The organism is Citromicrobium bathyomarinum, assembly GCF_038594605.1.
Taxonomy (GTDB): Bacteria; Pseudomonadota; Alphaproteobacteria; order Sphingomonadales; family Sphingomonadaceae; genus Alteriqipengyuania; species Alteriqipengyuania bathyomarina_B.
Map to the genome: position 1 here is coordinate 1 of NZ_JBCFZM010000006.1, position 19,894 is coordinate 19,894.

The window sequence follows — 19,894 nt, forward strand, 5'->3', positions numbered from 1 at the left end:
GTCTCGGTCGGCAATGAGGTCGATGCGATTACGCTGACCCCGAGCGGCTCGGACGCAGATGCGACGATCACGGTCGCGGGCAACGCAGTCGCCTCGGGCAGCGGGAGTGCACCGGTTGCGCTTCCGGTCGGCACGACGCCAATTGCGGTGGTGGTGACCGCTCCCGATGGCACGACCCGGCAGTACACGGTCGCAGTGACCCGCGCCGCCTCGAGCGATGCGCAGCTATCTGCCCTGTCCGTGAGCGAGGGTGCGCTGAGCCCTGCGTTCGATCCTGGGCAGGCGAGCTACACCGTCTCGGTCGGCAATGAGATCGATGCGATTACGCTTACTCCGAGCGCCTCGGACGCAGATGCCACGATCACCGTGGCGGGCAACGCAGTCGCCTCGGGCAGCGCGAGCGGTCCGGTGGCGCTTTCGGTCGGCACGACGTCGGTTGCGGTCGTGGTGACCGCTCCGGATGGCACGACCCGGCAGTACACGGTTGCGGTGACGCGTGCTGCCTCGAGCGATGCGCAGCTATCTGCCTTGTCCGTGAGCGAGGGTGCGCTGAGCCCTGCGTTCGATCCTGGGCAGGCGAGCTACACGGTGTCGGTCGGCAATGAGGTCGATGCGATTACGCTGACGCCGAGTGCGTCGGACGCAGATGCCACGATCACGGTCGCGGGCAACGCGGTCGCCTCAGGCAGCGCGAGTGCACCGGTGGCGCTTCCGGTCGGCACGACGCCGATTGCGGTCGTGGTGACCGCTGCCGATGGCACGACCCAGCAATATTCCGTTGCGGTGACGCGTGCCGAACTTGTCCGGCCGGATCCGTCTACGGATGGCGAGGTCACCGGACTGATCAACGCCCGCGCGGATGCGGCCAAGCGATTCGCCGAGATTCAGCAACGCAATTTCCGCAGTCGTCTCGAGCAACTGCACGACGAGGGCGATCGGCGCGCGTCCAGCATGGATGTGAGAATGGCCTATCAGCGCTCGACACCGCGCGCGCGACCCGAGGATCGGTTCGGTCGGACTGCAACCGATAATCTGGCTGGTCAGATCGACTACGGGCACTTGCTCCCCGCATTCCTGACGTTCGAGGACAGCCTCTCCCCTGTGCCGAACAGTCAAACCAAAGGATCGGCCCCGTCGACCGGCGAAGGCACACAGGATATGCCGGTGGCCGTCTGGTCGAACGGGTTCGTGAACTTCGCGGAGGACAGCGGCGGCATGGTCGATCTGGATTCGACCATGGTCGGCGTCAGCACGGGCATCGATTACCGGTTCTCGGACAGCTTTGTCGGGGGTGTGGGTGCAGGATATGGACGCGACCGGACCGAGATCGGAGCAAACGGCAGCCTCAGTCGTGCCGATGCCTACAGCATGGCGCTTTATGGCAGCTTCACGCCGGCACCAGACCTGTTCATCGACGGTGTGCTAGGTGGCAGTATCCTGGAATTCGATTCGATCCGCTTCGTGACTCCGACAGGGCTCATCGCAAGCGGAGACGTGGGCGGCACGCAGCTATTCGGCTCGATCACCTTCGCCTACGAGCGTCGCGAGGATGACTGGATGGTCTCACCTTACGGGCGCCTCGAATTCTCGCGTTCGCGGATCGAGAGCTTCACGGAGTTCGACGCCGGTGTGTACAGCCTTGCCTATGGCGACCAGCAGGTTGACGGTCTTTCGGCCAATCTGGGGCTGCGCGCGTACGATACGATCGAACTGCCATTCGGCCTTCTGCGGCCTGAGTTGCGCGGGGAGTACGGCTATGATTTCGCAGGCCGGTCGAGCATGTCGCTCGGCTATGCCGACCTGAATTCGCTGACCTATTCGACCCTCGCCGGTCGGACCGCGCGAGACCATCTCGATGTGAGTTTGCTGCTCGACCTGCAACTGGCTCAGGGCTGGGGTATCGGCACGGGCTATCGCACGAGACTCGGATCGGGGTCGCGGATGAGCCACACGGTGGACGTGCATGTCGACGTGCAGTTCTAAATCAAAGCCAGTAGCCAGGCAGTTTCAATGCCCCCAAGGGGAGACGCATCGGCGGGTGGGCTCGCTTACACCGATCTGGCCCCCAATAACTGGACCGCTCTGGAAGCGCCGAAAATCCATGGTGGGCGCTTTCCGGGAATGGCCTGGGACCCGGCATGCAAGGCTGCTTCGACGCGCGCCACATCCACGAACTTTTCGGTCACGGGATTGGGCTCGGTGAACGCGGGTAGTGCCCCGATTTCGTCCATCGCCTTCGTCAATGCGCCGATATAGCGTTCGACGCGGACGGGCTCCGACTTGTCGGGGTTCCAGGCTATCTTTTCGGGAAGGATCGTCGAGACTGCATTGCGCATGACGTAGCGGTTCGTCTTCCCTCGCCGGAACTGCTCGATCGGAAGGCCGAGCGCATACTCCAGCAGCCGGCGATCCAGCAGCGGGTAACGGTAGGCGATCCCGTGGCGGGCCCCGCTATCCGCCCAGCATTCGATGCGCGACTGGATGTGGCCCCGCTCGAGCAGTGCGACACGCACCCGCAACGGACGCCGCTCGATCGTCGGGGGCCCGCCGCGCATGTGCCAGGGGCGGAACCACCGGTTACGGAATCCCCTGGCCGACCGGCCGGGGAGGAAAGAGGTCGCGTCCACGGCGGAAGCGCGGGCGAGCTCTTTGAGCGTAGCCGCCGCCGTGCGAACTGGATTGCGGCCTACCGACCGGGCCGTCTGCGCGAATTGCGGGAGGCGACCGGTGAGCAGCAGCGCGGCAAACGTACCGCGCCCGTTGAACGAAACGCACTCGTCGCCTCCCCAGCCCGACAGAATGACCCGGATGCCATTGTCCTGCGCCGCTCGCATTACTCCCAGTTCATGGGTCAGAGCCGAATCGTACGGACGCACGAAGGGATCGATCGAAAGACACTCGACGAAGTCACACGCTTCGGGGCTTAGGTAGCGAACATCGAACCCATCAGCCTGAACTATAGACTCGATGATGCGATGCTCGTGGCCCAGTTCGCTCGATCCGGGCGCGGGAGGGGGCTGCCACGCAAAACAGCGGGGGGTGGGGCGACCTTCCGCGCGCAGATCGCGTGCGGCAATGGTTGCCACGCTGGAGGAATCGAGCCCGCCGGTGAGATGCGCACCGATCGCGTCGTGGCGGGGGATCCGGGCGCGTACTGCATCTTCCAGTCTCTCGCGCAGGCCCCGGGCATAGTCGGCATCCGACGAAAGGCGCACCGGCGCGCAGCGCTGCGGGAACCACCAGCGTTCGACATTCGGGCCGTCAGCGCCGACTGCCATCCGATGGGCCCCCGGTAACCGCCGTAGCCCGCGCAGCAATGTCCGGTCGAGCGGCAATTTCGACATGTCGTCGAGGAAATCGGCCACGCTTGCGCGATCCGGCACCCTCGGCATGCCACTGCCCAAAGCCAGGGCCTCCAGCTGGCTGGAAAAGACGAGGCGTCCATCGTGCCAAGAATAGTAGAAGGGCGCGATTCCGATATGGTCGCGCATGCAGATCGCGGTCTTCGCAGGGGCATCCCAGATCACGAATGCATAGTCACCATAGAGGCGATCGAGCCCGGCGCGCGAGGATTTGCGGTAGAGCGCAAGGACCAGTGTTAGGTCGGTCGATCCAGCAGGCGCGTCCAGTTCGCGCCGCAAATCCTCGCGGTTATCGAGGCGCACATCGCCGATTGCCGCCAATTGCGCCTCGTAATCGATCGCAATTGCCTCGCCCGCCGGATCCGCGTTGTCCACAAGCAAAGGACGCAGGCCGAACCGCGCGGGCGCATCGGCCCAGATCTCCGGGTCTTCGCGTACGGATGTGGCGTGGGCCAGCATCCGGGCAACGCAATCGCCAGAATCATGCGCGCGGAAATCGATCTGGCCGCAAAACACTCTTTCGGAAATCCCCGTGCGCACGCAGGCGTCATGCGACGCCTATATCCTCGTTCCAGATAGCGGTTGAAGCGACCCGAACCGTCATACTACGGCGTGCCATGAACAAAATACAAGCCGCCGGACGGCAAGGCCGATATCTGGGCGCGCAACACGATCTTGCGCAGATAATCGATACCCACCTGTTCGTAATCGGCCCGAACAACAGCGGGTCGACTTTCTTGCGTCGTTCGTTCGAGGCCAGCCGACACAGCTGGAACCTGAAGCAAGAGGGTCAGCACGTGCTCGGCTTTGCAGGACCGCATACCGACGCAAGCCCGAAGACGCTGATCTGGAATGCGACCGAGGACCGGCGAGCGGAATTCGCCGACCCCGCTGCATTCGACTGGGAAACCTCGCGCCGCGCGTGGTATTTCCAGTCCTTCGCCCGAAGCCCGGACGCGAGTGTGTTCGTGACCTCTTCCCCCCCGTTCCTGCTGCAGGTCGCGGCGTTGAAAGAGCGGTTCGAGAATGCCCGGTTCCTGTTCCTCACCCGCGACCCTTATGCGATCGCGGAGGGCATCTTGCGACGCCCTGCGGCCTATCGGATCGAGCCCGGAGAAGATCGGATCGATATCGTCGCCGCGCATCTGATGCACTGCTTCGAACGGCAGGCGCATAACCGCTCCGCGTTCAAAGAGACGGGCCTGTCTCTACGCTACGAAGACATGTGTGCCGATCCTGCGGGCGCCGCTGCGGCGATCCGCAGCTTCCTGCCCGTGCTGAACGACTACACGCTGAACGACGCGGTGGAGGTGAAGGGCATGTATGACGAACCGCTGCGGGATATGAATGCGGAACAGATCGCTCGCCTGCCGACGGACACGGTGCAGCGCCTGACCGCATGTTTCTCGCCGTTTCAAAACCTCTTGGCCGATTTCGGTTACCGGTTGCGACGCGGCGACTAAGGGCGCCATGTGCGCGCTCGTCATTCGAAACGCCGCGACGTGCCGAGCCTGATGGCGCAAAAATTCTCAGCCGGGCCGTTCGTTCGCCCCCCGAGTAAGCCAGCTTCCGTGGCGACCGGGTCCGCGACAATCAGCTTGCCTGACACCCATTCGATACAGGGATAACCACCCTTTGGGGATGGCCCGCAGTCAGGCTTCAGCTCGGTCGGTAGAACGTGGCGTCCTCGATATTGTACACCTGAGAGCCACCCCGGGCGGCCCGAATTCCACTGACAGTTTTCAGCTTCGGCGCGTGCCAGGGCTTCGGATCGGAAATGCGCTCGGGATGGGGGGTGCTGTGGTCGGTCATTTCTATCATCCTCGATCGGGCACCTCACGTCGGTGAGGTGTCACTGAAACTGGTCGGCATTCTGCACTGAAGCAATCTGCCGGTGTTGCCCACGCGACGCGTTACATTAGGTTTTGCGGCGCCGCAACGCCGCATTTGGCCTGTCGGCGATCAGGTTTTGCAGCCATCACACAAAGGGGTTTCGAAAGTATTGGGGATCACGAAGAGGTTTCTTTCGCGTGCGTCTCGGCAGTTTGAATGGTCGCGATCTTGCGATCGATCAGATCGCCAAGGAAAGCGGCCACATGTTCGCGGCAGGTTTCCCGATCCACTGCGTATTCTCGCGTCAGTTCCTCGCACAGATCCGCAATCGCAGCTGGCGTCTCGATGCGCCGCCAGATGACCGATCCGATATCGTCGAGTTCGTAATAGTCCCCGCTTTCCAGGTCCATCATCACGATGGAATCGCCCAGTTCGGTAAACAGGACGTTCGCTTCGCGCTGGACCAGCGTATCATCGGCAAGCTGCGTCAAAACAATTCCTCTTATGCTTGGGTTTCGGATCGGCAAGCGGACAGCGCATAACCCAGTCGCGTCATGATTTCACCATGGACCCGTTCAATTTCGACGACTTGCTGGTCGCTCAGCGCGCCGCGCCAGCCGCCTGCCTCTCCTTTCCGAAAGAAAGGCGCATCCTTGCGCGGCCTCTCGCGAAATGGTGCTGCGCGCTCCTGCGCCTGCAACCGGTCGAAGCGCGTTGCCTCGATCGCGGCGGAGACGCGATCGGGTGGTGCCTTTATGCCTGCGAAGGCCAGTACGCCAGCAAACGCGGCATGCGGATCGGCGATCATATCCTCGTAGCGTAGCAGGTGGACCGGCAACTCGGACTGGTCCAGCCAGCCGGCGACATGTTCGTGCCAGGTGTTCAGCGGTTCCGCGATCAATAAGCCGCCACGCCGAGATTCGCTGTAATGGTCGCGGTCGGCCATTCTGGAGATCGCCTCGTCCAGGCCGTTGCCGCGATGATGGGCGTAGGAGCAGGCGACGTCGCGCGGATCGCGGACAATGTAGACGGCGCGTGCGCCAGAACTTCCGCGATAGGAGGGCTGGCGCTCGCCAGGCCAGAAAAACGCTTCGTGCGTCTTGTAGAACACGGGCTCATCGATCTCAGCAGCGAGCGCATCGAACACCGATTGCCGCAGTTCGAGCCGCTCGAGCGGCGCAAGTTCGCTGAAGGAAAGCCCGGTAATCTCTTCGAACAGGTTGGCGCTCGGGCCCGGCTCGCCGGGGCCGAGCGCGTTGATATCGGGCTCGTCACCGCTCACCGCGGAATGAATCGCCGCACGCAGCCACGTGTTGCCGGACTTGGGGTAGGAAGCCAGCCAGACCAGGCCCATCAGGTCGTTCTCGCCTCTTTCACCTCGGCAGTGCCAGGAAATCGGCCTCGACCGCGTCGGCGAGTTCGCCAATGCGGAAGCCCTCCACAGGCCGACGCACCGACTTCGCCGACACGGACCGGGCAATCCGCGTAGCCAGGGCGAAATGCTCGGACGGCAAGCCCTGCGCATAGCACATGCGCTCGCGGTGGTTGAACTGGATCAGCGCGTTGAAGACCTCCACCGGGCCCAGCGGTTCGAGCGCGATATGCTCCGTCGGCTCGGGATTGAGCACATAGACCGCGCGGACGGGAACGGGATCTGCTTCGATCGCGCCGGTCGGGACTACGAACTTGTCGATCCCCGGCATCCGGCGGGTCGCCTCCTCGTTGCCGACCTCCAGCCGGGTCATGGTCTCCTGCCACAGGCGCAGCGCGGGGTAGGCGGGTTCGGCGATCGGCATGCCTGCCTCGTCAGTGCGGATGGCGGTCACATCGTCGGCCACCAGCGGATACCCGCGCCGCAACATCTCGTACACCAACGTCGACTTGCCCGCACCCGAATCCCCCGCGAAGGCGACCGCGCCCGCCGGCGTGGAAACACAGCCTGCGTGCAGGGTCAGCAGGCCGCGCTGCTGAAGAAGTGCCGTCAGCGCGGAGCCTGTGAGGAAGACACGAATGATGTCGCAATCGCGCGATTCCAGGGTAACGCTGCGACCTTCGCGCACGAGGACCGAGCCTGCCTGTGGGTCCTCGAGCCGCAACGCGCCGCGCTCGGCGCGCCACAGGCCGTAAGCCTGTGCTTGCGGCCCGAACGCGTGCTCGGTCGACCCTTCTGCGATGGTCACATCGGGAACTGCCGTTTCCCGTTCGGTGAACGGCAATTCGACCTCGGAATGCACGGCGAGCCCGTAGACGTAATACTGATACATGGCCGGATCAGGCAATTTCGCTGGCGATCGACGCGCCGGCCTGGGCTGTGTCGAACACTTCAAAAATCAGGTGGATGCGATCTTCCTTTCCGCGGTTTTCCGCTGAGTGAAGTTTGATGTTGTTGACCTCATAGGCAGTCCCCTTGCGCAGGTGATACGGATTGCCGCCGACCTCCAGATGGGTCTGCTCGTTGGTCTGCAGGGGAACGTGGATCTTGTGCGTGAAGGGGTGCGATCCGGCGCCATCGGAATGCCGGTCGATGACACCGCCTGCCTCCAACCGGGCGAGCATGACCTTGGGATACTCGGGTGCTGCAAAGCCGTAATCGCGGGTCGCATGCTCGAATATCGGGCGCATCAATGGTTGCCATACTTGCCATGCGGGGTAGCTCGTGAAGACTCGCGGATCGGCGTTGCCGGTGATGAAACGCAACACGAAATGCCGCGTGCTGTGGAAGCACTCGAAGGCGTTTTCCTTGATCGAGTCTTCCCGCATCCAAGCCTTTTCGGACAGGCGGGCGACCGCCGCCTCAAGATTGGCGATGTCGACCGTGCCGAGCTCCCGAATTGTGTCCGGCTTGTTGACGCGCTTGAGCACTCGATCTTCCTTGATGATCTGCAATGCCACGAGCTAGCGATACCCGAGCATCCGGTGGCCCGGGATTACAAACCATCGACAAGGCTGTACAGGGCCGATGACGGGATCGACGGCTCGGGACCACGTCGCCAAATGTGCGGGTTATCGGCGCGCAAAATTGGTGCGTTGATGGGGCAGGGTAATGTCATTAGGGCACCTTCCCGGCGATGAGGTCTGGTGACCGCGGTGCGTCCCGGTGCGCGATGGGGAAAGAGTTAGATTGTTGGAACAATGCGACTGGCGCAGCTCGATCGTCGAGTACCTCCGGTCGGATTCGGATGGCGACTTCTACCGGTTTGTCGGACGAAGGGGCGATGTAGAAACTGCCCTGTCCGGCACGGAGCTACTCGGCCGGGCCGGCGCGCAAATCGGTCCGTTGCGTCAGAGCGCCCCGGGAGGCAGCACTGTCGCGCTTGCAATGTCGGCAGGCGCGGATTTCTTCATCATGCTTACGGCCTGCCTCCTGGGCGGCTACACGGTCCTGCCGCTTCCGGCACCGGGCCCCGGGCCGACGCAGCGCAGGCTGGAAAGCGCGCTGAAGGTGGCGCGTCCCGCGATTCTGGTGGTCGACGCAAAGCGGAGCGAGCAGGGCCGGGAACTGGCATTGCGCCACGAAATCGCAACCGTGTTCCAGGTGCGCGAAGGGCAGACGGAGCTCGAAATTGGAGCTCCAGCTGAAGTCGCGGTGCTGCAGCCGACTTCGGGGACGGGCGGGGATGCGAAGATCGCCATGATCACCGGTGAGAACATTCTCGCCAATGCGCAATTCGTGCTGAGGGAATGCAACGTCGGTCCCGGCGACCGGGTGTTGAACTGGCTTCCGCACTACCACGATATGGGTTTGTTCGGAACATTTCTGGTTCCGCTGGTGAGGCAGCTTCGCATTGTCCAGATGGCGCCGCTGACCTTCATTCAGCGGCCGAGGCGTTGGCTGCAAGCCTTGTCCGATTACCGCGCCAACATATCGGGCACCCCCGCTTTCGGTCTCGAGCTATGCCTCGAAGCGACGGCTGCGGAGGATCTTGGCGACTTCGATCTGAGCGCAATGAAAGCGATGTATTGCGGTTCCGAACCGATACCGCATGATCTCATTGACCGATTTGCGAGGGCCATGGCACCGACCGGGCTCAATCCGGACAGCATCTTCGCAAGCTATGGTATGAGCGAGGCAACCCTGTACATCGCGGGCAAGCCGTCCCCCCAAGGCGACCCATCGGTCGGAATCTATCATGACGGCAAGCACAAGGTGGCCATTGTCGATCCAGCACAGCCGATCTTTCTTGAAGGGGGCGAAGAAGGCGAGATCGCATTTTGCGGCCCGTCGCAATTTCGCGGCTATCTCGGGCGCTCTCACGACGATCTGCTGTTTGAAGACGCGAATGGCGATCAATGGTTTCGAACCGGCGATCTGGGCCGGTTTCGAGGTGAGCGGCTGATCGTTACCGGACGAAAAAAGGATATCCTGATCGTAAATGGGGTCAATATCGCCCCGAACGAGATCGAGGAGGTCGCCGCCAGCGTCGACAAGCGGCTTGCACCGATGGGTGCAGCTGCCTTTCATGTCGGGTCGATCGACGATTTGCAGACGGTCTTGCTGATCGAGACCCGGCGATCGGGAAAAGACGCATTGGGGGCAAAGCTTGAACAAGCCATGGTAAAGCGGGTGGAGAGTGAAACGGGCCTGACCCTGTCCAGGGTTCTGGTGCTCCCACCCGGCTCATTACCGCGCACGACCAGTGGCAAGATCAGACGGGCCGTGGCGCGCAGCCGCTTCGAGGCAGGCGAATTCGGTGCGGAAGCGTAAGACGTCTCATGACCACACTGAGTGACTATGAAACGGTGCGGGCCGTCCTGAAGGACGGCCGGTTCTCCGTCGGGGACTTCGGCGAGCATTGCCGGCGATTGACCGAAGAGACCGACGACGATTTTTCCGAGCTGATCGCGCAGGCCAGCGTCAATCTGTTTGTCCTCGAAGGCGAGGTTCACGCAAGGACGCGCAACGCGGTCCGCAATTACTACAAGCCGCACAGCGCCGCAGCTTGGGGGCCGGTTTTTGCGTCCATTATCGAATCACACATCGCGGCACTGAAAGGGCGTAGCCAATTCTGTCTGATCGAGGACCTGCTCGAACCGGCAATCCTGGCTGCCAGCATCAGAACGATCGGCTTCGTTCCGGCGCCCGCAGAGCGGTTGAGAAGCTGGATCGACGATTTTGAATCGCTGATCAAACTGATGCCCAGCCTGCGCACCTTACGCCGCATCGAAAAGGCGATGCGCGATTATCGATCATATGCGCTGGCTACTCGCGCAGTCGCGGTCAACGGCGATCCCCTTACCTTGCGCCAGCATATCGAGCAGTCGGACGATGTGGATTGGAGCCAGCGCGAAATCGAACATTTCCTGCTTGTCTCCCTGAATGCCAGCTGGGCAACGAAACGGACGATCGGCAACATCCTCGCATTGGCTCTTTCCGGTTCCGGCCTGGCAGCCCTGGGCGATCGCACCAGGCTGCGGGACGAACTCAATGGCCATCTCAGGCGCGCAATGCCGATCGAGGCGACGCTGCGTTGTCCGCGAACCCATTCGACCGTTTGCGGGCAGGAGTTTCAGGCCGATCAGAATGTCATTCTTCGACTTCGCGCCGCAAATCACGATCCGTCTCAGTTTCCGGACGAACATGATCCGAAACAGGATCGAACGCATCTTACCTTTGGTGCTGGCCATCACGCGTGTCTTGGGCAACATGTTGCCCGCACTCTGGTCACCGAATTCCTCTTTGCCATCGGCTCGGCCTTTTCGTCGGCGCGGATGAACGGCGAATGCGCCCGGCTCGATGTCGGGGCGCCGGTTGCGGCTGTCGGTTCGCTCCCCATCACACTCGAAGAATAGAAGGCGCATCCTCATGAACGATCTCGAAACTCGCATTCGAGCGATGGTGGCAAAGCGCGTGGGGTGCGATGTGGAGGCTGTCGATCCGGAGCAGGATTTTGCAGACATCGGCCTGAAATCACTCGATGCAGTCATCATTTCCGGCCACCTGGAAGACCTGCTGGGTATCGAGATCGACCCCTCGACGATGTTCGAGAACCGCACCATAAATGCAGTGGCGTCGAAGATCCGCGAATTGCAGAAAAATGCCAGCTGAGGCGTCCCATTTTTACCTTGGTCTTGCCACGACCGGTCACGATCCAGCGCTTGCGATCGTATCGGATGAGGGCGAGGTCCTGTTCGCCGAAGCGACCGAACGCAGCGCACAGATAAAGATCGGCTGGGGCATCCCGAGCGATCTGCCCCAACTTATCAAGCCCGCTCTGGATGCGTTCTGCCCCGAAAATGCGCGGTTTACGTTGGCAACCAGTTGGGCCCCTCTTGGCCCGAACGGCCTGATCGGCGTCGCTACGCCGTTCGTTCGTGCGGAACAGCAGAGCTGGCTGGTCGGACTGAACGCGACCGCGCGCAGCGAGGCGGGGCGTGGGATCGCCGAATTGCGCGGCGAGCACGCAATCGCCGCGCGACGCGATTTCGATCATCACCTTTGTCATGCGGCCAATGCGCTGCATTGCGCGCCGTTCGACGATGCCTTGTGCGCGGTGATGGATGGAGAAGGCGATGTCGGCGCTCTCAGCATGTTCGACATGCGCGAAAGGCGGCTGAAGCGCCGCTGGCGCAGTTGGGGGCCTGCCAGCCTCGGCGCGATCTACGGCTGGCTCACCGATCTTTGCGGTTTCGACTGGGCTGCCGGCGAACAGTGGAAAGTCATGGGGCTTGCCGCATTCGCCGACCCGCCGCCCGACCTGGAAGCCGAGCTGCACAAGCTGATCGGTTTCGATGAGGCGCGCCCGATGCTTCGCGAAGGGGAAGAGCTTGACCGGATCATTCAGCTGGCGCGTTCCCACGCGCGTCATGCGAACGACCCCATCGATGCCGCTGCTCCGCTGGCAGCGGCTGCACAGGCAGTGTTCGCGCGTTGGGCCGACACGATTCTCATGCGGGAGCAGGAGCGCGAGCCGCATTCCAATCTGATGCTTTCGGGGGGGTGCGCGCTCAATTCCTCATACAATGGCACGGTCCAGGGCCGCATGGGCTTCGCACGCGTGCATGTGCCAAGCGCTCCCGGAGACGATGGCAATGCGCTCGGCGCGGCTTTGCTTGCATGGCAGGCGGATCACCCTCACCAATCGGTCCCGAGAGGAGCATGTGGCGCTTTTCTGGGAACGCATGTGGATGCGCGCGCGCTTGCGAAGGCCCGACAATCGGGCGCGTTTCGCACGCATCAGGCTGCCGACCGCGCTCAGGCGACCGCCGACATGGTCGCGGCCGGAAAAATCGTGGGCGTAATGCAGGGGCGGGCAGAATTCGGTCCGCGCGCACTGGGACATCGGTCGATCCTGGCCGATCCACGTGCGCCGGATATGAAGGACCGGATCAACAAGGCGGTCAAGGGCCGGGAGAGTTATCGGCCTTTCGCCCCGGTGGTGGAAGCGGACCGGATCGACGAGTTCTTCGACCGCTCACAGCCGGCGCCTTTCATGTCCTTCACGCTGCCCTGGCGCAAGGAAGCGGCAGAGCGGTTTCCCGCTGTCGTTCACGCTGATGGTACGGGGCGCGTGCAGACTGTGGAGCGAGGCCAGTTCCTGTTCGATGTCCTGCAAGCCATGCCGGAAGGGGCGGACGTATTGCTCAACACCAGCCTCAACGTGATGGGTAAGCCGATCGTCCATAATGTCGAAGATGCAATAACGGTTCTCGCGACGACGGAACTCGATGCGCTCGTCGTGGAGGACGTGATTTTCGAGAAACTTGGCGGCTGATCCAATGGTGGGAGGGGCCCTGTCATGGATCGCCGCCTTGCTCGGCATCGTGGTTCTCGCGGCAGGGTTGCGCGCCTTTGCGCCGGCTGCCGTCAAGCCGATGCTGCTGGGCATTTCGATCGTTTTCTACTGGCAGGTGAGCGACGGGAATGCGCTCCCACTGGCGGTGGTTTTCGGCGCTCATGCGATGGCCTTGCTGCTCTGCGCACGGCGTCCGGCATCGGTTATTCTGGCGGTTGCCATCAATCTCGCCCCACTCGCCTATTTGAAGATCGCGCAGGGAAACGAGATTCCCATCGGTCTTTCGTTTCTTACCTTTCTGCAGATATCGGCACTCCTCGATATCCGCTCCGGCGCGGAGCGACTGAAAACCCTTGATCTGGTTCTCTATGCGCTCTTCTTCGGCACCGTTACGGCGGGCCCCATCACGCGCTACAACACGTTGGCCCCGCAAATCGCGAGGCTGGGGTATGCCAAGGTCGAGTGGGGAACGATTCTGCGCGGAGGCGCGCTGGCCGTGTTCGGCCTCTGCAAGATCAGCATAATCGGTCAGCCTATCCAGCAGGCTATCGATCCAATTCTTGCATCGGTATATTCGGGCGTGGACCTGACCAGTGTGGAGGCCGCCTATGTGTTTTTCGGTGGCTTTCTCGCGCTCTATTTCCTGTTCTCCGGATACTCCGACATCGCCGTCGGCACGGGGCTTATGCTGGGACTGCGACTTGCGCTGAACTTCAATTCCCCGTTCAAGGCCACCAATCCGTCGGACTTTATCGACCGCTGGCACATGTCGCTGACCCTGTGGGTCAAGACCTATGTTTTCGACCCGGTCGTGCGCTTCTTCCGGAGGCAGAAACGCTGGTCCGTAGAGCGACGCAGCATCCTCGGCTGGGCGGCCGGATCTTTCTTGAGCCTGCTCTCGATCGGCGCGTGGCATAGCGTCGAGCCCGCGTTTCTGCTGTCGGGTGCGGTCGGCGGAGTGCTGGTCGTCGCAATCGGTTTGCGACAAGCTTCGCCGCGCGCCCGGGCACCCTTGCCGAAACCGGTGGCAAGAGCGCTGTTGATCGCAGTCACGCTGGTGATGACGATGATCTATCAACTACCCGACCTGAGCGACGTGGCAGGCCTGATGTCGACGATGATCGATCCTGCGCGCTTCCAGGTTGGCGAACGAACCGCCGGGTGGTTGCCCGCAGGCTTGGGGCAATCCCTACCCCGAGGGGCCATGATGCCGACGCTTACCGGAGGGGCGGTGTTGCCTCTCGCCTGGCTGGTTGGCGCTTGGGGCATCGCACTATTCGCGCCCAACTCGAACCAGATATTCGGATTGATAGAGGCAAGGGAAACCCGCTGGTGGCACTGGCGCCCCAATGCGCTCTGGGGACTGGGGCTGGGTCTGGCCGGTGCGGCGGCGGTCGGAATGCTGCTGGTCGTGAGAGTCGATGGGGTCGGGTATGACGGGTTCTAACCTGCGCTTCGTCCTCTGTTTCCTGCTTGGCTTTTGCGCGATACCGTCATTGATCGCCATGACCGACCCGCTTGGCTGGTGGTCGGGGCAGCCGCGTGAACTGGTCTGGACCGACGATCGCGAAGACCGGACCATTGCGGTGGAAACGCTTATTCGGCTGGCGCGCGAGATGCCCGAAAAGAAGGTCATTATCGGGACGAGCTATGTGGGGTTCGGGATCGACACGTGCGGCACCGATTTTGCCCGCCTGTGGCTGCCATTGCTCCGACCCGGCGAGGCGGCACGGATCGTTTCGGCTGGCTTGGAGGAGGACAAGACGATGATCGTCGATCTCGCTGCCGTGACGAGCTTATCCGGACCGGATTTTCGCGGCACTGAAGAATACGGCGTGAAGGACTATCTGTTCGACCCACGCCGCATCGCCGCTGCCATCCGAAACGATCCCCAGGTGAGGGCCTGCGACGTTATCCCGATGTCCAGCATCGGCAATCAACAGCGCGAGCGCGACGCCCGCGCTCAGTCTGCGCTTCCGATCGATGCCAGACAATTGCAGGCAACGCTCGCGATGTTTCTGGCCGATGTCACGCCTGCCTGCCGGGCCAGCAAGGGGCGGCTTCAACTGGTACTGTTCCCGAATGCCCATCGGCCAGCCACCCAGGCATACACGCGCGCCAATGCAGCCAGCGCAAATGAAGCCGTCAACGAGATACTTCGAGCGGCGCATTCGGGATGTGCCGTGGAATTTTCCAATCTGGCGCTCGAAGATTACGACCGGCTCGATGCACGAAACGCCTTCCACGACCCCGACGATTGGTTCGACAACACCCATTTCAAGCCCGCCACAGGCCGTGATTATCTCGATGCAATCGATCGCACCCTGGAAGGAAGCGCGATAGATTCCGCCGCTGCTGCTGGAAAGGAAGACCGAACGAGAAAGGGCGCTGCCACGTGCGATTGAGTGGCGCTTCCCCCCAAGTAAATCCGGCCACTAACAGCAATCGTCATTTTCATGACGGCATTCGTACATGCCGCCCGCCGGTGTTTCCCGGTAATCCGATCCCCCTGAACCGAGGGGAATCTCATGAAACTGAAGTCTTCGATCTCGCTGGTATGCGGCGCTGCGCTGCTGGGTTTCGCCAATCCCGCAATGGCAAAAGACCCGAGCCCCAAGAAGCTGATGGAGATGGCTGCAGGCTGTGCCTACGTCGTCGCGATTGCCGAGGATAGCAATGTCGAGCTGAACTATGGCTCGGCGGAATGGATGGGTATCGTCCGGATCCTCGAAGAACGAACCGGGATGGACGGCGAAAGGGCGATCAAGCTCGCCAAGGCGAAGTACAACAAGCGCGCGCGGATCATGGGCGCGGACGAGGCGCGCAGCCACATGCTCAACCGCGCGCGCGACTGCGACCGCGAGATGGCGGTGATTCAGTCTTAATGGCCGGTCGATCCCGATCGGCCTGCCGGACACGTTCGGCCGTCGCCGCAGCGATCTCGCTGGGCGCATCGCTGGCCGTGCTGCTTGCCGCACCTCCGGCTGAGGCGAGTGGGCAGGTAGCGGAGGACGTGGACGGGATCTGGGAATGCGCGGTCGCGATCGGCATTGCCGAAGATCTGGGGCAGACCCTCGCCGTTTCGTCGAGCTTTGTGCTCGACGATTTCTACGCCATTACCGAAGATAGCGAGGCGCTGGAAGAAAGCGCCGATGCCGCACTTCGACGTTACTGGACCGGGCTGGCCGCCGAGCGGGGGCAGGCGTGGCTGAAAGCCTACGTGCTCGAGACGGCAGAGGACTGCGCAAACCTGTATCAGCAGGCGAATGCGACGCAGCAGCGGGCCGCTGGCCCGACGCGGCCGGCGGTGGAGCAGCAGCTCAATGCGGCGGGCACCCTGTCCGCCGCGGCGCTGCGGTCCTACGCCACGCGCACCGGCGATTCCGGCGAAGTCGCCAATTACCTCGTGTATCACTACCCTTACGGCAAGGATCTCTTCCAGCCGAACGAGGATGGCGATCTGCTGGGGCAACTGATCGTCGAGGCTGGCGAAGCGGGCCTGCGGCGGTGGAGTGACGAGGCGATCTACGCGATCGCGAACGCTCATTACTGGCAATACAACCCGCCCGCCACGCGGCTGGTCTTCGCCGAATATCGTCGTCGTATGCGGATGATGCGCCAGAGCGAAAGCGAGGCCCAGCGGTGGGCGCAGCGCGCGGCCGACGATCGTGCGGAAAAGGCACGCCAGGCCAACGCGCCCTATGTCGGCTCGCTCGGCACTGGCAAACCCTACAAGCCCAAGCCGGGCAGCGGCGTTGTGGTGTGCACGACCCACAAGGGCACCGGCGGTGGCCGGGTTTGCAAGGAAGAGTGATCCGCCCGGCCACATCGGAGCGAATCCCGAGCTTGCCCCGGGGCGATGTCGCCAGGCTCGATCCCAGGACCTTGCCGTAGGAGCAACTGCATGATTACCGTCGGAAAAATGAGCCACGTGAAGGCTGTCGCCGCGCTGGCGGCAACCGTGCAGCTGGTCTGCACCACGCAGGCGGCGCACGCGCAGGCTGACACCACCACGCAGCCCGCTTCGCCCGAAGTCCAGATATTCACGCTGGTTGCGCGGGCCGAACATGTCGCGCGCAAGTGCGACGCTTTTACGCTCGAAGGGCAATTCCTCTATCAGGAGTTCAAGGGGCGATTGCTCAATTCGTTCAACAGGCCGCTTTTCGACAGCATCTCGGCAGGACAGGCGCCGATTTTTTCGGGGACCTGCCGCGATCTGTCGAAAAGGCCCGAAGCGCAAGGAGTCGTCGACTATTTCAACAGCGAGGGCGTGCGGATGCTGGCGTTGCATGCCTTCCTGCCCGAAGATTCCCCCTGCACCTACGCCAATACGCCCGCCGTGAGGCAGCGCGCAGCAGCCGCGTGGTCAAAGCTGTCGCCCAGCCAGGACCCCAGACTGCAGCCAGCGGCGATGCAGGCGGAAGCGGATATGATCGCCTCCCAGTGCAATCTCTCCGACGCACGAGGCAGGGCGCGCGCGCATGCTGCGGCGTTCATGGCCGAGACTCTGAAGCCCGTGTACGAACGGCCCGCCACCTATCGCGGAGAGATGACGGTAAAGGGCACCCGTGAAGACTCCCCGACCTTTGTCGAGGCTGTGCGGGATTCCGGTGCCCAGATCGTGAAGGGCGGCGTCATGGCCGGATTGACCCGGAGCATCGGCGTCGGAAACGAAGTCCTCATCCTGCGGGATGGTCGTCTGGCCGTAGTCGAGGAGGGGGACAGCTCCGCATTGCTCGGCATGGCAACGGTCGAGTTCCATGCAGGCGGCAAGACCTACTCGGCGACGCAAGCGCGAACGATCGATCCGCGGTTCGTCAGGATCTTCATCCTCGACAGCGAGGCGAGCAAGGCCGTCCTCGGCCAGCCCTCATTCGGGATCGGCTTTGTCGATCCGGCCGGCACCTCCACGATGTGGGAAGAGACCTATGAGTACAGGGGCCGCAAGCGGACCGACCGGGGGACCTCGGTCCGCCCTGTTCGCTTCGATACCACCGCATTCAAGGCCGCACTTCAATACGCCAATGCTCCGGCGTTTGGCGGCTGACGGGGGTGCAATCCCTCCGCGCTGCCAGCTAGCTTACCCTACTGAATTGCCTCTAGTGCGGCCCCGGCGGCGAGCCATGCTTCCTCTGCCTCGGCCAGCTTGTCGGCGGCTTCGGCGCGTTGCCTCAGGAGGTCTTCGATCGATGCGTCGTCGTGCGCGGTTTGCTTTCCGCTGTGTTCGACGATCAGCGCATCGAGCTTTTTGACATCGGCGGTGAGGCGCTCGACCGCTTTCTCCGCCTTGGTCAGTTCCGATTTCGCGAAGCGCGCCTTGCCCTCGCTATTCGCCCCGCGTGAGCCTTTCGACTTGCCCTCGCTCCCGCTGCGCTCCTTCTTGGGCTGATTGCGGCCGAGCACGAAATCGATGTAGTCCTGCATGCTCCCGGCATATTCGCGCGCGGTGCCGCCATCGACCAGCACCAGCCGGTCGGCGGTCAGTTCGACCATGTGGCGATCGTGGCTGATGAGGATGACGGCGCCCGAATAGTCGTTGAGCGCCTGAATCAGCGCCTCGCGGGCATCGACGTCGAGGTGGTTGGTCGGTTCGTCGAGGATGAGCAGGTGCGGCGCGTCGCGCGTGATCAGCGCCAGCGCCAGCCGCGCACGCTCGCCGCCGGATAGCTTGTCGACCCGCTGCTGCGCGCGCGGGCCCGAAAATCCGAACCGCCCGAGCTGCGCGCGGATCGCACCCTGCGCAGCGCCGTCCATCGCGCGATTCATCAGGTCCAGCGGGGTGTCTTCGCCCGCCAGTTCCTCGACCTGATACTGCGTGAAATAGCCCACCTTCAGGCGACCGGGCGCGTTCACCTCGCCTTCCGCAGGGTCGAGCTGCGAGGCCAGCAGCCGCGCCAGCGTGGTCTTGCCGTTGCCGTTGCGGCCGAGCAGCGCGATGCGGTCATCGGCTTCGATGCGGAAGTTCAGCCGTTTCAGGATCGGCGGTGCTTCGCCATAGCCGACCGCCGCCTGTTCGAGCGTTATCATTGGCGATTTCAGTTCCTCGGGATCGGGGAAATCGAAGCTGAGGCTCGGGTCTTCCATCATCGCCGCGATGGGCTGCATCTTCGCGAGCATCTTGGCGCGCGATTGGGCCTGCTTCGCGGTCGAGGCGCGGGCGCTGTTGCGCGCGACATAGTCCTGCAAGCGCGCCCGCTGCGCATCCTGCGAAGCCTTCGCAGCCGCCAGTTGCGCGGCGCGTTCGGCGCGCTGCTTCTCGAACGCGTCGTAGCCGCCCGGATAAAGCGTCAGCTGGCCGCCCTGCAGGTGCAGGATGTGATCGACCACTTTGTTCAGCAGATCGCGTTCGTGGCTGATGACCACCAGCGTGGCCGGATAGGACTTGAGGAAATTCTCGAGCCACAGCGTCGCTTCGAGGTCGAGATGGTTGGAAGGCTCGTCCAGCAGCAGGATGTCGGGTTCGGAAAACAGCAATGCGCCAAGCGCAATGCGCATTTTCCACCCGCCGGAAAAGCTATCGACCGGGCGCTGCTGCATTTCCTCGTCGAAACCGAGACCGTTCAGGATTTTGGCCGCGCGCGCCGGGGCGCTGTAGGCATCGATTGCCAGCAGGCGTTCGTGCACATCGCCCATCCGGTCGATGTCGGTGCAGGTCTCGAGTTCTTTGAGCAACGCCGCGCGCTCGGTCGCCGAGGCGAGCACGACTTCTTCGGGCGTCAGGTCGCCGCTGGGCGCTTCCTGCGCGATATAGCCGATATGCGCGCGCGAAGGCTTGCTGATCTCGCCGTCGTCGGGTTCGATCTCGCCGATCAGCGCCTTCATGAGCGTGGATTTGCCCGCGCCGTTGCGCCCGATCAGGCCGACGCGCGCGCCCACCGGCACGGTCGCGCTCGCGCGTTCGAGAATGGGGCGGCCGCCAAGCCGCACTGTGACGCCGTCGATGGTAAGCATGCGCGCGCCTGTAAC

At 62.9% G+C, this 19,894-nt stretch carries 18 protein-coding genes; 11 read left to right on the forward strand and 7 right to left on the reverse strand.

Going from position 1 to position 19,894, the window contains the following annotated elements:
* A partial coding sequence (locus AAG612_RS16065) for a cadherin-like beta sandwich domain-containing protein (protein ID WP_342511868.1) occupies positions 1-1,983 on the forward strand: 1,983 nt, incomplete at its 5' end.
* 65 nt (positions 1,984-2,048) lie between these two features.
* Here the strand turns inward: AAG612_RS16065 and AAG612_RS16070 are convergent.
* Entirely contained in the window at positions 2,049-3,821 is a 1,773-nt protein-coding gene (locus AAG612_RS16070) for an asparagine synthetase B family protein (RefSeq protein WP_342511870.1), read from the reverse strand.
* A 158-nt stretch (positions 3,822-3,979) separates the two neighbouring features.
* On the opposite strand from AAG612_RS16070, the gene AAG612_RS16075 reads away from it, so the two are divergent.
* Entirely contained in the window at positions 3,980-4,825 is an 846-nt protein-coding gene (locus AAG612_RS16075; RefSeq protein ID WP_342511872.1) for a sulfotransferase, read from the forward strand.
* 196 nt (positions 4,826-5,021) lie between these two features.
* Here AAG612_RS16075 and AAG612_RS16080 read toward each other — a convergent pair whose 3' ends face one another.
* The 5 genes from AAG612_RS16080 to AAG612_RS16100 all read right to left on the reverse strand — a co-directional run bounded on the left by AAG612_RS16080 (position 5,022) and on the right by AAG612_RS16100 (position 8,087).
* Positions 5,022-5,174, reverse strand: coding sequence for a hypothetical protein (locus AAG612_RS16080; protein ID WP_342511874.1), 153 nt, complete (start codon positions 5,172-5,174; stop codon positions 5,022-5,024).
* Between the two features lie 197 nt (positions 5,175-5,371).
* Positions 5,372-5,686 carry a PqqD family peptide modification chaperone gene (locus AAG612_RS16085; protein WP_342511876.1) on the reverse strand — a complete coding sequence of 105 codons (315 nt, stop codon included), beginning with the start codon at positions 5,684-5,686 and terminating at the stop codon, positions 5,372-5,374.
* Between the two features lie 11 nt (positions 5,687-5,697).
* Positions 5,698-6,549 carry a sulfotransferase domain-containing protein gene (locus AAG612_RS16090; protein WP_342511878.1) on the reverse strand — a complete coding sequence of 284 codons (852 nt, stop codon included), beginning with the start codon at positions 6,547-6,549 and terminating at the stop codon, positions 5,698-5,700.
* A 19-nt stretch (positions 6,550-6,568) separates the two neighbouring features.
* Positions 6,569-7,459, reverse strand: coding sequence for a hypothetical protein (locus tag AAG612_RS16095; protein ID WP_342511879.1), 891 nt, complete (start codon positions 7,457-7,459; stop codon positions 6,569-6,571).
* 7 nt (positions 7,460-7,466) lie between these two features.
* Positions 7,467-8,087, reverse strand: coding sequence for an aspartyl/asparaginyl beta-hydroxylase domain-containing protein (locus AAG612_RS16100; protein WP_342511881.1), 621 nt, complete (start codon positions 8,085-8,087; stop codon positions 7,467-7,469).
* Positions 8,088-8,292: 205 nt separating this feature from the next.
* Between AAG612_RS16100 and AAG612_RS16105 the strand changes: the two genes are divergently transcribed.
* The 9 genes from AAG612_RS16105 (at position 8,293) to AAG612_RS16145 (ending at position 17,975) form a co-directional block, all read left to right on the forward strand.
* Positions 8,293-9,900, forward strand: a complete 1,608-nt coding sequence (locus AAG612_RS16105) for an AMP-binding protein (RefSeq protein WP_342511883.1) — start codon at positions 8,293-8,295, stop codon at positions 9,898-9,900.
* 8 nt (positions 9,901-9,908) lie between these two features.
* Complete coding sequence (locus AAG612_RS16110; protein WP_342511885.1) at positions 9,909-10,985, forward strand: cytochrome P450; 1,077 nt, start codon at positions 9,909-9,911, stop codon at positions 10,983-10,985.
* 13 nt (positions 10,986-10,998) lie between these two features.
* Positions 10,999-11,241, forward strand: coding sequence for an acyl carrier protein (locus AAG612_RS16115; RefSeq protein ID WP_342511887.1), 243 nt, complete (start codon positions 10,999-11,001; stop codon positions 11,239-11,241).
* Complete coding sequence (locus AAG612_RS16120; RefSeq protein ID WP_342511888.1) at positions 11,231-12,907, forward strand: carbamoyltransferase C-terminal domain-containing protein; 1,677 nt, start codon at positions 11,231-11,233, stop codon at positions 12,905-12,907. The genes AAG612_RS16115 and AAG612_RS16120 overlap by 11 nt, the downstream gene beginning before the upstream one ends.
* 37 nt (positions 12,908-12,944) lie before the next feature.
* Positions 12,945-14,375 (forward strand): MBOAT family O-acyltransferase, encoded by a 1,431-nt coding sequence (locus AAG612_RS16125; RefSeq protein WP_342511890.1) that lies wholly within the window; start codon positions 12,945-12,947, stop codon positions 14,373-14,375.
* Positions 14,362-15,333 carry a hypothetical protein gene (locus AAG612_RS16130; protein WP_342511892.1) on the forward strand — a complete coding sequence of 324 codons (972 nt, stop codon included), beginning with the start codon at positions 14,362-14,364 and terminating at the stop codon, positions 15,331-15,333. Before AAG612_RS16125 ends, AAG612_RS16130 begins: the two co-directional genes overlap by 14 nt.
* A gap of 123 nt (positions 15,334-15,456) precedes the next feature.
* The gene (locus AAG612_RS16135) at positions 15,457-15,813 is read left to right on the forward strand and encodes a hypothetical protein (RefSeq protein WP_342511894.1); all 357 of its coding nucleotides are present in this window, start codon (positions 15,457-15,459) and stop codon (positions 15,811-15,813) included.
* Positions 15,813-16,742: a hypothetical protein gene (locus AAG612_RS16140; RefSeq protein ID WP_342511896.1), complete on the forward strand. Its 930-nt coding sequence runs from the start codon at positions 15,813-15,815 to the stop codon at positions 16,740-16,742. The genes AAG612_RS16135 and AAG612_RS16140 overlap by 1 nt, the downstream gene beginning before the upstream one ends.
* 108 nt (positions 16,743-16,850) lie before the next feature.
* Complete coding sequence (locus AAG612_RS16145) at positions 16,851-17,975, forward strand: hypothetical protein (protein ID WP_342511898.1); 1,125 nt, start codon at positions 16,851-16,853, stop codon at positions 17,973-17,975.
* Positions 17,976-18,013: 38 nt separating this feature from the next.
* On the opposite strand, the gene AAG612_RS16150 is transcribed toward AAG612_RS16145, so the two are convergent.
* The gene (locus AAG612_RS16150; RefSeq protein ID WP_342511900.1) at positions 18,014-19,879 is read right to left on the reverse strand and encodes an ABC-F family ATP-binding cassette domain-containing protein; all 1,866 of its coding nucleotides are present in this window, start codon (positions 19,877-19,879) and stop codon (positions 18,014-18,016) included.
* Positions 19,880-19,894: the final 15 nt, after the last annotated feature.

Coding starts and splice junctions, on each gene's coding strand:
- AAG612_RS16080 (WP_342511874.1), bottom strand. CDS start 5,174: ATGACCGACCACAGCACCCCCCATCCCGAGCGCATTTCCGATCCGAAG.
- AAG612_RS16095 (WP_342511879.1), bottom strand. CDS start 7,459: ATGTATCAGTATTACGTCTACGGGCTCGCCGTGCATTCCGAGGTCGAA.
- AAG612_RS16145 (WP_342511898.1), top strand. CDS start 16,851: ATGAGCCACGTGAAGGCTGTCGCCGCGCTGGCGGCAACCGTGCAGCTG.
- AAG612_RS16130 (WP_342511892.1), top strand. CDS start 14,362: ATGACGGGTTCTAACCTGCGCTTCGTCCTCTGTTTCCTGCTTGGCTTT.
- AAG612_RS16110 (WP_342511885.1), top strand. CDS start 9,909: ATGACCACACTGAGTGACTATGAAACGGTGCGGGCCGTCCTGAAGGAC.
- AAG612_RS16075 (WP_342511872.1), top strand. CDS start 3,980: ATGAACAAAATACAAGCCGCCGGACGGCAAGGCCGATATCTGGGCGCG.
- AAG612_RS16090 (WP_342511878.1), bottom strand. CDS start 6,549: ATGGGCCTGGTCTGGCTGGCTTCCTACCCCAAGTCCGGCAACACGTGG.
- AAG612_RS16135 (WP_342511894.1), top strand. CDS start 15,457: ATGAAACTGAAGTCTTCGATCTCGCTGGTATGCGGCGCTGCGCTGCTG.
- AAG612_RS16115 (WP_342511887.1), top strand. CDS start 10,999: ATGAACGATCTCGAAACTCGCATTCGAGCGATGGTGGCAAAGCGCGTG.
- AAG612_RS16120 (WP_342511888.1), top strand. CDS start 11,231: ATGCCAGCTGAGGCGTCCCATTTTTACCTTGGTCTTGCCACGACCGGT.
- AAG612_RS16140 (WP_342511896.1), top strand. CDS start 15,813: ATGGCCGGTCGATCCCGATCGGCCTGCCGGACACGTTCGGCCGTCGCC.
- AAG612_RS16070 (WP_342511870.1), bottom strand. CDS start 3,821: ATGCTGGCCCACGCCACATCCGTACGCGAAGACCCGGAGATCTGGGCC.
- AAG612_RS16150 (WP_342511900.1), bottom strand. CDS start 19,879: ATGCTTACCATCGACGGCGTCACAGTGCGGCTTGGCGGCCGCCCCATT.